This window comes from Curtobacterium sp. Curtsp57 (assembly GCF_047324335.1).
Lineage (GTDB): Bacteria > Actinomycetota > Actinomycetes > Actinomycetales > Microbacteriaceae > Curtobacterium.
The window spans coordinates 2,331,999-2,345,816 of sequence record NZ_CP168511.1 but is presented as its reverse complement, the minus strand read 5'-3'; the positions used below and the strand labels follow the sequence as shown (position 1 = coordinate 2,345,816).

Genomic DNA, 13,818 nt, shown 5'->3' with positions numbered 1-13,818 from the left:
CACATGAAGAAGCCTGCACGTTCCCTCGCCTGCGGGATCGCGACCGTCTCGTTGCTCGGCATCGGGCTCTCGGTCACGATCGCCGGACCGGCCGAGGCGGCACCCAAGGCCCCGTCGTGGGCGGACGTGCAGGCGGCGAAGGCCGACCAGGCCGAGACGCAGCAGACGGTCGACGAGCTCGCCTCGCGCCTGTCCTCGCTGCAGGACTCGGCGGACCAGGCCGGGATCGTGGTGCAGCAGGCGGGCCAGACGTACGCGCTCGCGGCGTCGGAGCAGCAGGAGGCGCAGTCGACGCTCGACGACCTCAGCGCGCAGGCCAAGCGGGCGAAGACGAAGGCGGATGACTCCGCGTCGCAGGTCGCAGCGCTCGTGGTCGAGCTCTCGCGCACCGGTGGCGGTGACCTGTCCACGAGCATGCTCGTCGACGCATCGGACGCGAAGGACCTGCTCTACCAGGTCGGCACGATGTCGCACCTGTCCGAGCGCTCGGCGACCGTGCTGGCGCAGGCGAAGGCCGACCAGCGGACGGTCGACTCCCTCGCCGCGCAGAAGTCCCAGGCGACGAAGGCGCTCGCGAAGGCGACCGACGCCACGAAGTCCGCGCTCGACGCGGCCAACGACACGGCGGCGTCCGCGAACGCGAAGCTCGACGAGGCGCAGAGTCAGCAGAACGAGGTGCTCGAGCAGCTCGCGTTCCTCAAGGGCACGACCGTCGCGACCGAGAGCGCGTACTACACCGAGCAGCGCGCGAAGCAGGCCGAGGCGCAGCTGGCGTCGCAGACCACGACCACCACCACCCCGTCGAAGAGCGCCGCGAAGCCGAGCTCGAACACCGGCACGAACACCGGCTCGAACACCGGCGCGACGAACCCCGGCACCTCGAACCCCGCGACGCCGAGCCGCCCGTCGAACCCCGCGCCGTCCCAGCCGAACAACCCCGCGCCGTCGAAGCCGAGCAACCCGGCACCGAGCACCCCGGCGCCCAGCAACCCCGCCCCGAGCAACCCCGCACCGTCGCCGTCGAAGGCCGCCGGAGCGATCGCCTACGCCCGCGGACAGCTCGGCAAGCCGTACGTCCTCGGCGGCGCCGGCCCCAACACGTGGGACTGCTCCGGCCTGGTGATGATGGCGTACAACTCCCAGGGCATCACCACGGGCGGCCACAACGTGGTCTGGCAGTACAACCACTTCGCGTCGATCGGTCGCCTCGTGCCGCTCTCGCAGCGGCAGCCGGGCGACATCCTCTTCTACTCGTCGAACGGCACCGCGTCCGGTGGGTACCACGACTCGATCTACACCGGCGGCGGGATGATGGTCGAGGCCGCGCGCCCCGGTGTCGGCGTCGTCGAGCGCGCGATCTGGACCCCGAGCCAGCTGCTGCCGTACGTCGCACGCCCGTCCGGCTCCCTGTAACCCTCGGACAAACGACAAGTGCGCACGCGGGCGCGTGCGCACTTGTCGTTACCGGGTGCATCCGGCGGAGCGAGGACCGCGCGAGCGAGCCCCGCGCGGTTGCGTCAGTGCGAGCCGGGCACGTACGCGGCCTGGCCGGCCGTCACGATCGCCTCGGCCTCGGCGGCGTCGCCCCAGCCCTCGGCCTTGACCCACTTGTTCGGTTCGAGGTCCTTGTAGCGCTCGAAGAAGTGCGCGATCTCGGCCTTCGTCTGCTCGTCGACGTCCGAGATGTCCTGGATGTGCGCCCAGCGCGGGTCCTTGGCGGGGACCACGAGGACCTTCGCGTCGTTGCCGGCCTCGTCGCTCATCTTGAAGACGCCGACCGGGCGGACCTTCACGCCGACGCCGGGGAAGGTCGGGTACTCGAGCAGCAGCAGCGCGTCCACGGGGTCACCGTCGTCCGCGAGCGTCTTCTCGAAGAAGCCGTAGTCCGTCGGGTAGACGAACGACGTGAACAGCACGCGGTCGAGGTACACGCGACCGGTCTCGTGGTCCACCTCGTACTTGTTGCGGCTGCCCTTGGGGATCTCGACGACGACGTCGTACGCGGCCATGTGTGCACTCCTGGTTTGTCGATGGGTCTGTCGGAGGTTCCGAAAGCGCGGCTAACGTTACCGGGTGAACTCTCCGCGTCCCCGGCTGGATCCCGCAGTCGCCGACACCCGTCGCGCGGTCCGCGACCTCCTCGCGCAGGCGATCGACCAGGACCTCGTGCACGCCGGCGACCTGGTCCTCGTCGCGCTGAGCGGCGGACCCGACTCGCTCGCACTCGCCGCGGCGACCGCGTTCGAGGCACCCAAGCAGGGACTCCTGGCCGGCGCGGTCGTCGTCGACCACGCGCTCCAGGCGGGCTCCGAGGCGGTGGCGAGCCGAGCCTCCAGGCAGGCATCCGAGCTGGGCCTGGACCCGGTGGAGGTCCGCAGGGTCGCGGTCGGCACCGCAGGTGGTCCGGAGGGCGCCGCACGGGAGGCTCGGCACGCGTCGATCGCGGACGTCGCGTCCGCCACCGGGTCACCGCTCGTGCTGCTGGGCCACACCCTGGACGACCAGGCCGAGACGGTGCTGCTCGGCCTGCTGCGCGGCAGCGGGCCGGACAGCCTGTCCGGCATGCGCCCGCTGGCGGTCCGCGACGCCGGGCCGGCCTACGGCCGGCCGCTGCTGACGGTGCGGCGGCACACCACCAGGCAGGCGTGCGCCGCTGCCGGGCTCGCGCCGTGGCACGACCCGCAGAACGACGACCCGGCGTTCACCAGGGTGCGCGTCCGGAACACCCTGATGCCGGTGCTCGAGCGCGAACTCGGCGCCGACGTGCACGAGGCACTGGCCCGCACGGCCGACCAGCTGCGGGAGGACTCCGCGGCGCTCGACCACTTCGCGCAGGAGATGGCCGAGGACCTCGCCGAGCACTCCGAGGCCGGCATCTCGCTGTCCGTGCGGCAGCTGCACGCGAACCCGCCTGCCCTCCGGCAGCGGCTCGTCCGGCTCGCGGTGGAGAGCGAGTTCGGCGTGACGCTGTCCAGGGTGCAGACGCTCGAGGTCTGCCGACTCGTCACCGAGTGGAGCGGGCAGGGGCCGATCGACCTCCCCGGCGTGCAGGTGTCGCGGAGCGGGGATCGTCTGTTGTTCGCAGCGAGTTAGGCTGTCCCGGTGGAACTCTCCGACGTGCAGGACGACCTCTCCGAAGTGCTCTTCACCCCCGAGCAGATCGACGACAAGATCGCCGAGCTCGCCGCGGCGGTGGACCGTGACTACGGGGACAAGGACCCGCTGCTCGTCGGTGTGTTGAAGGGCGCGGTCATGGTCATGGCCGACTTCTCCCGCCACCTGACGCTCCAGGCGAAGATGGACTGGATGGCCGTGTCGTCCTACGGCTCCGGCACGAAGTCGTCCGGTGTGGTGCGGATCCTCAAGGACCTCGACACCGACCTGCACGGTCGCGACGTCATCATCGTCGAGGACATCATCGACTCCGGTCTGACGCTGTCCTGGCTCAAGCAGAACCTCGCGTCCCGTGGAGCCGCGAGCGTCGAGATCGTCGCGCTCCTCCGCAAGCCAGAGGCGGCGAAGGTCGAGGTGGACGTGAAGTACGTCGGCTTCGACATCCCCGATGCCTTCGTGGTGGGATTCGGTCTCGACTACGACGAGCGGTACCGCAACCTGCGCGGCATCGGGGTCCTCGCCCCGCACGTCTACTCCTAGACGGATCGTCGGCGAACGGGGAGTTCGCCCGCAGAGGACACCCATTCTCGCCACAGAATCGCGGCCGTATGCTGATCAGCACGCAACTTCGGCAGAGAAAGGTGTCGGGCCCTGGCGCCCGGATCACATGGACTTCAAGCGCATCCTCCGCGGGCCGTACATCTACGTGCTCATTGCGATCGTGGGGATCTGGATCGGCTGGGCGTTCATCTCCCAGTCCGGCACCCAGCAGATCGACACCCAGAAGGGCCTCGAACAGCTCGCCGACGGCAAGGTCTCCTCCGCGGTCGTGAACTCGACCGACCAGCGCGTCGACCTCGTCCTCAAGGACGGCGGCGCCACCGAGCAGTTCTACTACTCGACGCCGCGCGGCACCGAGGTCGTCGAGGCGGTCGCCAAGGCCGACCTGCCGAAGGGCTACAACGACACCGTCCAGCAGTCGAACTGGTTCTTCACGCTCATCCTGACGCTGCTGCCGTTCCTGCTCATCGGAGCCCTGTTCTGGTTCCTGCTCTCGAGCGCCCAGGGCGGCGGTTCGAAGGTCATGCAGTTCGGCAAGTCCCGGGCGAAGATGAACAACAAGGAGAACCCGCAGGTGTCGTTCGCCGACGTCGCGGGCTCCGACGAGGCGATCGAGGAACTCCACGAGATCAAGGAGTTCCTCAAGGAGCCGGCGAAGTTCCAGGCCGTCGGCGCGAAGATCCCGAAGGGCGTGCTGCTGTACGGCCCTCCCGGAACCGGCAAGACGCTGCTCGCACGAGCCGTCGCCGGCGAAGCGGGTGTGCCGTTCTACTCGATCTCCGGTTCGGACTTCGTCGAGATGTTCGTCGGTGTCGGTGCGAGCCGTGTCCGTGACCTCTTCGAGCAGGCCAAGGCGAACTCGCCGGCCATCGTCTTCATCGACGAGATCGACGCCGTCGGTCGTCACCGCGGTGCCGGCATCGGCGGTGGCAACGACGAGCGCGAGCAGACGCTCAACCAGCTCCTCGTCGAGATGGACGGCTTCGACGGCAAGACGAACGTCATCCTCATCGCCGCGACCAACCGTCCGGACGTCCTCGACCCCGCGCTCCTCCGCCCCGGCCGCTTCGACCGCCAGATCGGTGTCGACGCGCCGAGCCTGCAGGGCCGCAAGCAGATCCTCGAGGTGCACGCGAAGGGCAAGCCGCTCGCCGCGAGCGTCGACCTCGAGCTCCTCGCCCGCAAGACGCCCGGGTTCACCGGTGCCGACCTGGCGAACGTGCTCAACGAGGCCGCACTCCTCACCGCCCGCTCGAACGCGCAGCTCATCGACAACCGTGCCCTCGACGAGGCCGTCGACCGCGTGATGGCCGGCCCGCAGCGCCGCACCCGGATCATGTCCGACCAGGAACGCCTCATCACCGCGTACCACGAGGGCGGCCACGCCCTGGCGGCAGCGGCGATGCGCCACACGGACCCGGTCACGAAGATCACGATCCTGCCGCGCGGCCGCGCCCTCGGCTACACGATGGTGCTCCCGCTGGAGGACAAGTACTCCGTCACCCGCAACGAGCTCCTCGACCAGCTCACCTACGCCATGGGTGGTCGCGTCGCCGAGGAGATCGTGTTCCACGACCCGACCACGGGTGCGTCGAACGACATCGAGAAGGCCACTGGTACCGCACGCAAGATGGTCACCGAGTACGGCATGAGCCAGGCCGTCGGTTCCGTCAAGCTCGGCTCGGGATCGAGCGAGCCGTTCGTCGGCCGTGACATGAGCGGTGGCACCGGTCGCGACTACTCGGAGAACATCGCCGAGATGGTCGACGCCGAGACGCGTGCCCTGCTCGAGTCCGCGCACGACGAGGCCTACCAGGTGCTCAACGACAACCGCGACATCCTCGACCGTCTGGCCGGCGAGCTCCTCGAGAAGGAGACGCTGGACGCGCCGGAGCTCGTCGAGATCTTCAAGGACGTCAGGAAGCTGCCGGAGCGCCCGCAGTGGCTGTCGAGCGACAAGCGCCCGGTGAGCGACCTGCCCGCGATCGAGGTCCCCGGCAAGGCGGCGAACACCGCGGCCGAGACGACCGACGAGCCGTCGAAGACCCGTCGTCACCGTCCGTTCGGCAACCCGGGTATCGCCCCCGCGTAAGCCGGATGTCCGACCTGCCGACGCGACGTTCGCGCCGACTCGCTGCGATCGACCTCCGAGCACCGGAACCGGTGCCGGAGGTCGTCGTGCGCCGTCGCCGTGACCGCGGTGCTCCGACGCCCGAGCGCACCCGGGTCATGGGCATCCTCAACGTGACGCCGGACTCGTTCTCCGACGGCGGCCTGCACCTCGGGATCGACGCCGCCCTGGCGCACGCGCGCGAGCTCGTCGCCGCTGGGGCCGACATCATCGACGTCGGCGGGGAGTCCACCCGCCCCGGTGCCGACCGGGTCCCGCTGGCCGTCGAGCAGGAGCGCGTGCTGCCCGTCGTCCGCCAGCTCGTCGCCGAGGGGATCGTGGTGAGCGTCGACACCATGAACGCCGACACCGCCGAGCGTTCGGTGGAACTCGGCGCCGCGATCGTCAACGACGTCTCCGGCGGCCTGGCGGACCCGGACATGGCGCGCGTCGTCGCATCCACGGGGACGGGCTTCGTGGTGATGCACTGGCGTGGCCACAGCGACCGGATGTACCGCGACGCCGTGTACGAGCACGCGGTGGACGAGGTCCGTCGCGAGGTCGAGATGCGCGTCGCGGAGCTCATCGTGCTCGGGGTCCGGCAGGAGCAGGTCGTCATCGACCCGGGGCTCGGGTTCGCGAAGCAGGGCGTGCAGAACTGGGAGATCCTGGCCGGGTACGAGCGCTTCGCGTCGATCGGGCTCCCCGTGCTCGTCGCCGCGTCCCGCAAGCGCTTCCTGGACGGCGTCGGCAGCCCGGTGGGCGCTCCGCCGAAGGACCGTGACCTCGCGACCGCCGCCATCAGCCTGCTCTCCGCCGAACGCGGGGCATGGGGCGTCCGCGTGCACGACCCCGCACCGACCCGCGCGGTGCTCGACGTCTGGGAAGCCTGGAGGGCAGCTCGATCGTGAACGACACCATCCGCCTCGTCGGGGTCCGCGCCCGCGGCCACCACGGCGTCTTCGACCACGAGCGCGCCGACGGACAGGACTTCGTCGTCGACGTCGCGGTGGAGGTCGATGCCCGCGCTGCCGCCGGCTCCGACGACCTCGACCGCACCGTGCACTACGGCGTGCTGGCCGAGCAGGTCGTCGCCGAGATCGAGCGCGACCCGGTCGACCTCATCGAGACCCTGGCGGAGCGGATCGCCGCCGCCGTGCTGACGCACCGGGCTGCCCTGGCGACCGAGGTCACCGTGCACAAGCCGCAGGCGCCCATCACGGTGCCGTTCACCGACGTCTCGATCACCATCCGCCGCGAGCGAGCCGCCGAGGCGGCCACGAAGCCGGCAGACGAGCGGACGGGCGCCGCGTGATCCGCGCCGTCATCGCCCTCGGCGCGAACCTCGGCGACCGGGGGAGCACGCTGCGCGCCGCCGCCGCCGAGATCGCGGCGATCCCCGGTGTCGCACCGGTGTCCTCCAGCCACGAGGTCGAGTCGGTCGCCCTGACGCTCGACGGACTCGACCGGACGAAGCCCCGGTACCGGAACGCGGTCGTGGTGGTGGACACCACGCTGACGCCCCAGGAGCTCCTCGACGCCCTGCACCTCGTCGAGGACACCCACGGCCGGACCCGAGAGGTCCGCTGGGGTGATCGCACCCTCGACCTCGACGTCGTCGCGATCACGGACGACGCCGGTGTGCACCAGCACATCGAGACCGAGACCCTCACGGTGCCGCATCCTCGAGCGCACGAGCGTGCGTTCGTGCTCGCGCCGTGGCTCGACGCGGACCCGGACGCGGTGCTGTCCGGCGGCGGGCCGCGTGCCGTGCCGGTCGCCGACCTGCTCGCCGCACTCGGCGACGACACCGACCGTGTCGACGAGCCGCGCCTGTTCGCGGAGCCGACCCGAGCCTCCCGGCCGACCACGAGCGAGAGGACCCCGTGAAGCCCACCCGCGCCTCCACCCTGATCAGCGTCGCCGTCGTCGCGGTGATCGCCGGCTTCGCCCTCGACGCCGCACTGGCGTCCCGGCAGGCCCCGACGCTCATCCTGTTGTCGCCCCTCGGGCTGACGCTCGCGTTCATCGGCATCGCCCTCGTGATCATGGCCGTCCCCGTCCGGCGGCACGTGAAGGGCAGGGCGGAGCGCCGCGTGGACCCGCTCTACGCGACCAGGGTGGTGGTGCTCGCCAAGGCCTCGAGCATCATCGGGGCCCTGCTCGGCGCGTTCGCGCTCGGGCTCATCGCGTACCTCCTGACCCGTTCGGTGACGCCTTCGCTAGGCTCGACCCTGCCGAACGCCGTGGCGGTCGGTGGCGGAATCGTGCTCACCGTGTGCGCGCTCGTCGCCGAGCGCATGTGCATCGTCCCGCCGGACGACGATCGTGACGACCAGCATGGCGGCACCACGGCGAACTGAGACACCAGGAGGGGCCCAGATGCCGCGCGAACGACTCGACGAGCCGGGACTCGGGCTGACCGGCATCACCTGGACCAGGGTGTCGCCGAAGCTCCTCTGGACGGAACTCGTGCAGACGGTGCTGGCCGGCGTCGTCGTGACCGCCGGGTGCGTGATCATCGGCGTCGTCAGCGGCGGGTTCGAACGCACCGCAGGCGTCGTCTGGATCCTGATCGGCATCGTGGTCGCGGTCGTCACCCTGGTCACCGCGGCGCTGACCCCTCGTCGGGTCCGTGCGATCGGCTACGCCCTGCGCGAGGACGACTTCGTCCTGCGTCGCGGGCTGATGTGGCAGCGCTTCACGGCGGTGCCGTACGGCCGGCTGCAGCTCGTCGACGTCGCCCGCGGCCCACTCGACCGCGCGCTCGGCATGAGCGAGCTGAAGTTCGTGACGGCCGCAGCGTCGACCAACGTGCGCGTGCCGGGGATCCCCGCCGAGGACGCTGACGAGCTCCGCGACCGGCTCGTGGAGCTCGCCGAGACCCGTCGCGCCGGGCTGTAGGGGGACCCGTGACGTTCCGACCAGGTCCGCCCCCGCCGGCACCGCCACGCAGCGGGAACGCCGCAGCGGCCGCTCCGCTGACCGACGGCGAGTGGCACCGCCTGCACCCGCTGACCCCGCTGCTGCGCGGTGGGATCTTCCTCATCGTGGTGCTCGGCATCGTGGTGAACAACCTCCGCGACACCCTCGTGAACATGTTCATCCCGGGTGCCGACGGGCCCCAGGAAGAGGGCGACCCCGTCCGCTACGTCTACGAACACGGCGCCGTCGGGTGGGTGCTCCTCGGCATCGCGGGCTTCCTGGTCGTGCTGATCGGCCTGTTCTACCTGTCCTGGCGGATGCACGAGTTCCGCGTCACCGGCGAGATCGTCGAGGTGCGCTCCGGTGTCCTCTTCCGGAACCACCGCAAGGCCAGGCTCGACCGGATCCAGGGCATCAACATCACCCGGCCGCTCGTCCCTCGGATCTTCGGGACCGCGAAGCTCGAGATCGCGCAGGCCGGCAACGACGCCAACGTGCAGCTCGCGTACCTCGGGGCGACGGCAGCGGACGACCTCCGGCAGCGCATCCTCGTGCTCGCCTCCGGTGCGCAGGAAGAGGAAGCGGAGTCGGGCGAGCGCCACAGCAACGGCGTGGTGCAGGACCGCGTGAACGAGTTCCTGTCGCCCGAGCTCGACCCGTCCGCCGTGCACGCCACGCGCATCGTCAAGGTCAAGCCGGGGCGGCTCATCGCGTCGATGGTGCTCTCGGGCACGACGGTGTTCCTCCTGCTCGTCGTCGTCGCGATCATCGTCAGCATCACCGTCACCGGCCGGTACTTCCTGCTCGTGTCGCTGTTCCCCGCGGTGATCGGCGCCGGTGGGTACTACATCCGGAAGTTCTCGCGGTCGCTGCAGTACACGATCGCCGACACCCGGGACGGCATCCGGATCGGCTTCGGCCTGGTGTCCACGACGAACGAGACCCTGCCCCCCGGTCGCATCCACGCCGTGAGCGTCGCGCAGCCGCTCCTCTGGCGGCCGTTCGGCTGGTGGGACGTCCGCATCAACCGGGCGACGAACGCCGGCAACGGTGCCTCGAACAACCAGCAGGTGTCCTCGATCGTGCTGCCCGTCGGCGACGCGGCCGACGTCCGGCAGGTGCTCGAGATCATCCTGCCGACACTCGTCGGCTCCGCGGTCGTCGGTCCGTCCGCCTCGATGGACCGGCTCCGCGAGGGGTCAGCCGAAGCCGTCAGCGTCGTCGACGACAGTCTCACCACGACCGGCGGCCAGGGCGGTTTCACGCACTCGCCCCGCCGCGGCCGGTGGCTCCGACCGTTCTCGGCCCGCCGCAACGGGTACCGGTTCGTGCAGGGTGCCGTGCTGCTCCGGCTCGGTGCGGTGTGGCGGTCGCTCGTCGTCGTCCCGCTGCCGCGGGTGCAGAGCGTGAAGGTGTCGCAGGGGCCGCTCGAGCGGGCACTGCGGCTCGCGACGGTGCACGTGCAGACCGTGTCGGGTCCGGTGAACGCGACGGTGGGTGCGATCGACGCGGAGGACGCGCAGGGCCTGTGGGCCGAGACCGCGCGGCTGGCCGTCGAGGCGGCGGTCACCGACACGTCGCACCGGTGGCGATCCGGCGCGTTCGGCACGTCCGGCCCATCCGGTCTGGAGGCTCGCCACGCGCCCGCCCCGCCCCCTGCGGAACCGCAGGCGGCGGCACCATGGCCCCACGAGCCTCCCGTCGGGTGGGGCGAGGTCCCACCAGCAGGAGCCGCACGATGAGGGCGGGACGGCTGGGAGTCGGCGTCGTCGGCGCCGGCCGTGTCGGTCCGGTGCTCGGCGCGGCCCTGGCGAACGCGGAGCACGCGATCGTCGGCATCACCGCGGTGTCCGCGGAGAGCGTGGACCGCGCGGAGGCACTGCTCCCCGGCGTGCCGCTGCTCGAGACGCCCGACCTCGTCGAGCGCAGCGAACTCGTGATCCTCGCGGTGCCGGACGACCAGCTCGCCGGACTCGTGCAGGGCCTCGCCGACGCGGGTATCTGGCAGGCGGGGCAGCTCGTCGTGCACACCAGCCCCGACCACGGCGTCGGGGTCCTCGGTCCAGCCCTCGCCGCCGGGGCGATCCCGCTCGCGATCCACCCGGCCATGGCGTTCACCGGCACGAGCGTGGACCTCGCGCGACTCCGCGATGCGTACTGTGCCGTCACGGCGCCCGCGCCGGTGCTCCCCATCGCCCAGGCGCTCGTCGTCGAGATGGGGGCCGAGCCGTTCGTCGTGACCGAGCAGGACCGGCCCGCGTACGCCGACGCCGTGCGCGCCGCCGTGAGTTTCTCGACCGCGATCGTGGACCAGTCGGCCGGCACGCTGTCCGGCATCGGTGTCGACCACCCCGGGCGCGTGCTCGGGGCGCTCGTCCGGTCCGCCGTGGACAACGCGCTCGCCGCGGCCGACGGGCAGTCCAGACTGTGACCATGGCGACCATCCGCATCACCACCGCCCAGGCCAAGGTCGGGTACGTCGTCGGCGCCGTGATCGTCGAGGTGCTGCTCGCGCTCCTGCTCTGGGCGATCGGGCTGCCGGACGATGCCGTGCCGTTCCTGTCGGCCCTCGGACTCGTGGCGATCGTCGTCGTGGGCGTCCGGTTGTTCCGGAACGAGGGCGAGCCCGTCGAACCGCCTCGTGCGTGGTGGCGCATGACCGGTCGGCCGTTCGCCGGCTTCCTGCTGGCGGCGTACTTCGTCGCGGACGCGCTGTTCGCACGGGCGTCCACGGTCGGGGCGTTCGACGTCCTCGGCACCACGGTGATGCTGCTCGTGGCCGCTGCGTACGTCGGGTCGTCGGTGACCATGCTCGTGTTGCGCGCGCAGGGGCGGCCGCCCGTCGGTGCGTTCGCGCCCGGGGCGGGCCACGGGTCCGTCGATTCCGGGGATGCCGCGCCCCGCGGGTAGCATTCCCCTGCACCCCCACGACCTCCGGAGCCGCACCCGTATGACCGACGAGACCGTCACCCCCGAGACCGCCGCTGCACCCGCCGACGCGCTCGCCGACGCCGTCGCGCTCGCCGAGCAGGAGACGAGCGAGCAGCGACAGGTCCGGCTGGACAAGCGGGCACGTCTGCTGGAGTCCGGGATCGAGGCGTACCCCGCCGAGCTCCCGATCACGACGACGATCCCCGCGGTGCGTGCGCAGTACGGCGAGCTGGAGACCGGGGTCGAGACGGATGACGTCGTCGGTGTCGCCGGCCGCATCGTGTTCTCCCGCAACACCGGCAAGCTCTGCTTCGCGACGCTGCAGTCCGGCGACGGCGCCCGCATCCAGGCGATGGTGTCGCTCGCCGAGGTGGGCGAGGAGTCGCTGGCGCGCTGGAAGGAGTTCGTGGACCTCGGCGACCACGTGTTCGTGCACGGTCGGGTGATCTCGTCCCGTCGTGGCGAACTGTCGATCATGGTCGACGAGTGGGCGATCGCGGCCAAGGCGATCCTGCCGCTCCCGAACCTGCACAACGAGCTGAACGAGGAGACCCGGGTCCGCCAGCGGTACCTCGACCTCATCGTCCGTGACCAGGCCCGCGAGACCGTCCGTGCCCGTGCCGCCGTGATGGCGTCGCTCCGCCAGACCTTCACCGGCCACGAGTACCTCGAGGTCGAGACGCCGATGCTGCAGACCCAGCACGGTGGCGCCTCGGCCCGTCCCTTCGTCACGCACTCGAACGCGTTCGACACCGAGCTGTTCCTGCGCATCGCACCGGAGCTCTTCCTGAAGCGCGCCGTCGTCGGCGGCATCGACCGGGTCTTCGAGATCAACCGGAACTTCCGGAACGAGGGCGCCGACTCGTCGCACTCGCCCGAGTTCGCGATGGTCGAGGCGTACCAGGCGTACGGCAACTACGAGCAGATGGCCGACCTCACGCAGGAGCTCGTGCAGAACGCGACGCGCGCCGTCACCGGTGGCTCCCTCGAGGTCACGCTGCCCGACGGGACGACGTACGACCTCGGCGGCGAGTGGCCGCGCATCGACATGTACGGCTCGCTCTCGTCGGCAGCCGGGCGTGAGATCACACCGTCGACCCCGCTCGGAGAGCTGCAGGCGCTCGCCGCGGCCGAGGGCGTCGAGGTCGCACACGCCACTCACGGCAAGTACGTCGAGGAGCTCTGGGAGCACTTCGTGATCGACTCGCTGGACCGCCCGACGTTCGTCATGAACTTCCCGGTGGACACCTCACCGCTGACGCGTGAGCACCGCAGCCGCCCCGGCATCGTCGAGAAGTGGGACCTGTACGTGCGCGGGTTCGAGCTCGCGACGGCGTACTCGGAGCTGGTCGACCCGGTCGTGCAGCGCGAGCGCTTCGTCGAGCAGGCGAAGCTCGCGGCGGGCGGCGACCCCGAGGCGATGCGCGTCGACGAGGAGTTCCTGTGTGCGCTCGAGCACGCGATGCCCCCGTCGGGCGGCATGGGCATGGGCGTCGACCGCCTGCTCATGGCGATCACGGGCCTCGGCATCCGCGAGACGATCCTCTTCCCGCTGGTCAAGTAGCCCGTCGGTTGCTCACGAGCGGGCGGGTTAGGATGCTCGGGTGCCGCATGGAGTCGTGACCGGGATCATCTTCGCCCTGACGCCGACCGTCGTCGTCGGCCTCGTGTTCTGGTTCGTCATGCGCGCCATCATGCGGGCCGACCGCACCGAGCGCGCCGCCTACGCCAAGGTCGAGGCCGAAGAGCGCGCCCGCTTCGAGCGCGAGCACGGCGTCCCCGCGTCCGCACCGGCATCCGCGGAGTAGCAGCAGCGTTCACCCCTTCGACGCCCGGCGTCACCGTTCGTTCACGTGGGCGTTGCCGCACGGTGTGAGCATCGTCGGCATGTCCATCACGCAGCTGTTCCGCACTCGTAGCCTGGTCGGCGACATCGAGAGCGAGTACGACGAGTACGACCGCGACGCCGACATCGAGGTCTCCAAGCGCCGGGAGGGGTGGCTCGAACCCTCCTGGTGACCCCCATCCGTTCGTTTTTCGGGGTACGGAGTCCGGATCGCATCGATCCGTGACGACGTACCCCTTTCGCATGCCCGGCGAAGTTCTGCTGGCGAGGTGCATCCTCTGCAATGCGCCAGAAACACCCCTGCAACGCCGGAACCACGGGGCCGACCCCT

Annotated in this window: 16 protein-coding genes; 15 read left to right on the top strand and 1 reads right to left on the bottom strand. The window is 70.8% G+C overall.

Annotated features, from left to right (window positions below):
- Positions 1–3 precede the first annotated feature (3 nt).
- Entirely contained in the window at positions 4–1,413 is a 1,410-nt protein-coding gene (locus ACEN9V_RS10965) for an NlpC/P60 family protein (protein WP_413600337.1), read from the top strand.
- A 104-nt stretch (positions 1,414–1,517) separates the two neighbouring features.
- On the opposite strand, the gene ACEN9V_RS10960 is transcribed toward ACEN9V_RS10965, so the two are convergent.
- A complete protein-coding gene (locus tag ACEN9V_RS10960) occupies positions 1,518–2,009 on the bottom strand; it encodes an inorganic diphosphatase (RefSeq protein ID WP_133519645.1) in 492 nt (163 codons plus the stop codon).
- Between the two features lie 64 nt (positions 2,010–2,073).
- Here ACEN9V_RS10960 and tilS point away from each other — a divergent pair, with 64 nt between their 5' ends.
- From tilS to ACEN9V_RS10890, 14 genes are all read left to right on the top strand, one after another.
- Positions 2,074–3,093: a tRNA lysidine(34) synthetase TilS gene (tilS, locus tag ACEN9V_RS10955; protein ID WP_413600336.1), complete on the top strand. Its 1,020-nt coding sequence runs from the start codon at positions 2,074–2,076 to the stop codon at positions 3,091–3,093.
- Positions 3,094–3,102: 9 nt separating this feature from the next.
- Complete coding sequence (gene hpt, locus ACEN9V_RS10950) at positions 3,103–3,654, top strand: hypoxanthine phosphoribosyltransferase (protein ID WP_144765016.1); 552 nt, start codon at positions 3,103–3,105, stop codon at positions 3,652–3,654.
- A gap of 127 nt (positions 3,655–3,781) precedes the next feature.
- Positions 3,782–5,767, top strand: a complete 1,986-nt coding sequence (gene ftsH, locus ACEN9V_RS10945; protein ID WP_402727694.1) for an ATP-dependent zinc metalloprotease FtsH — start codon at positions 3,782–3,784, stop codon at positions 5,765–5,767.
- Positions 5,768–5,772: 5 nt separating this feature from the next.
- Entirely contained in the window at positions 5,773–6,696 is a 924-nt protein-coding gene (gene folP, locus ACEN9V_RS10940) for a dihydropteroate synthase (protein WP_413600335.1), read from the top strand.
- A complete protein-coding gene (folB, locus tag ACEN9V_RS10935) occupies positions 6,693–7,100 on the top strand; it encodes a dihydroneopterin aldolase (protein WP_413600334.1) in 408 nt (135 codons plus the stop codon). Before folP ends, folB begins: the two co-directional genes overlap by 4 nt.
- Positions 7,097–7,675 (top strand): 2-amino-4-hydroxy-6-hydroxymethyldihydropteridine diphosphokinase, encoded by a 579-nt coding sequence (gene folK / locus ACEN9V_RS10930; RefSeq protein ID WP_413600333.1) that lies wholly within the window; start codon positions 7,097–7,099, stop codon positions 7,673–7,675. The genes folB and folK overlap by 4 nt, the downstream gene beginning before the upstream one ends.
- On the top strand, positions 7,672–8,148 hold the full coding sequence (locus ACEN9V_RS10925) for a DUF3180 domain-containing protein (protein ID WP_413600332.1): 477 nt from the start codon (positions 7,672–7,674) through the stop codon (positions 8,146–8,148). Before folK ends, ACEN9V_RS10925 begins: the two co-directional genes overlap by 4 nt.
- Before the next feature lie 19 nt (positions 8,149–8,167).
- Positions 8,168–8,689: a PH domain-containing protein gene (locus ACEN9V_RS10920; RefSeq protein WP_281266456.1), complete on the top strand. Its 522-nt coding sequence runs from the start codon at positions 8,168–8,170 to the stop codon at positions 8,687–8,689.
- An 8-nt stretch (positions 8,690–8,697) separates the two neighbouring features.
- Positions 8,698–10,452 (top strand): PH domain-containing protein, encoded by a 1,755-nt coding sequence (locus ACEN9V_RS10915; RefSeq protein WP_413600331.1) that lies wholly within the window; start codon positions 8,698–8,700, stop codon positions 10,450–10,452.
- The gene (locus ACEN9V_RS10910) at positions 10,449–11,141 is read left to right on the top strand and encodes a Rossmann-like and DUF2520 domain-containing protein (RefSeq protein ID WP_281266458.1); all 693 of its coding nucleotides are present in this window, start codon (positions 10,449–10,451) and stop codon (positions 11,139–11,141) included. The genes ACEN9V_RS10915 and ACEN9V_RS10910 overlap by 4 nt, the downstream gene beginning before the upstream one ends.
- A 2-nt stretch (positions 11,142–11,143) precedes the next feature.
- Entirely contained in the window at positions 11,144–11,620 is a 477-nt protein-coding gene (locus tag ACEN9V_RS10905; RefSeq protein ID WP_413600330.1) for a hypothetical protein, read from the top strand.
- A gap of 40 nt (positions 11,621–11,660) precedes the next feature.
- A complete protein-coding gene (lysS, locus tag ACEN9V_RS10900) occupies positions 11,661–13,205 on the top strand; it encodes a lysine--tRNA ligase (RefSeq protein ID WP_413600329.1) in 1,545 nt (514 codons plus the stop codon).
- Positions 13,206–13,245: 40 nt separating this feature from the next.
- Positions 13,246–13,449 (top strand): hypothetical protein, encoded by a 204-nt coding sequence (locus tag ACEN9V_RS10895; RefSeq protein ID WP_281266461.1) that lies wholly within the window; start codon positions 13,246–13,248, stop codon positions 13,447–13,449.
- Positions 13,450–13,528: 79 nt separating this feature from the next.
- Entirely contained in the window at positions 13,529–13,660 is a 132-nt protein-coding gene (locus ACEN9V_RS10890; RefSeq protein ID WP_281266462.1) for a hypothetical protein, read from the top strand.
- The last annotated feature ends 158 nt before the right edge of the window (positions 13,661–13,818 follow it).

Excerpts from the sequence above, each read along its gene's own strand:
- ACEN9V_RS10965 (WP_413600337.1), top strand. The coding sequence starts at position 4 with ATGAAGAAGCCTGCACGTTCCCTCGCCTGCGGGATCGCGACCGTCTCG.
- ACEN9V_RS10960 (WP_133519645.1), bottom strand. The coding sequence starts at position 2,009 with ATGGCCGCGTACGACGTCGTCGTCGAGATCCCCAAGGGCAGCCGCAAC.
- ftsH (WP_402727694.1), top strand. The coding sequence starts at position 3,782 with ATGGACTTCAAGCGCATCCTCCGCGGGCCGTACATCTACGTGCTCATT.
- folP (WP_413600335.1), top strand. The coding sequence starts at position 5,773 with ATGTCCGACCTGCCGACGCGACGTTCGCGCCGACTCGCTGCGATCGAC.
- ACEN9V_RS10920 (WP_281266456.1), top strand. The coding sequence starts at position 8,168 with ATGCCGCGCGAACGACTCGACGAGCCGGGACTCGGGCTGACCGGCATC.
- ACEN9V_RS10910 (WP_281266458.1), top strand. The coding sequence starts at position 10,449 with ATGAGGGCGGGACGGCTGGGAGTCGGCGTCGTCGGCGCCGGCCGTGTC.
- ACEN9V_RS10905 (WP_413600330.1), top strand. The coding sequence starts at position 11,144 with ATGGCGACCATCCGCATCACCACCGCCCAGGCCAAGGTCGGGTACGTC.
- lysS (WP_413600329.1), top strand. The coding sequence starts at position 11,661 with ATGACCGACGAGACCGTCACCCCCGAGACCGCCGCTGCACCCGCCGAC.
- ACEN9V_RS10890 (WP_281266462.1), top strand. The coding sequence starts at position 13,529 with ATGTCCATCACGCAGCTGTTCCGCACTCGTAGCCTGGTCGGCGACATC.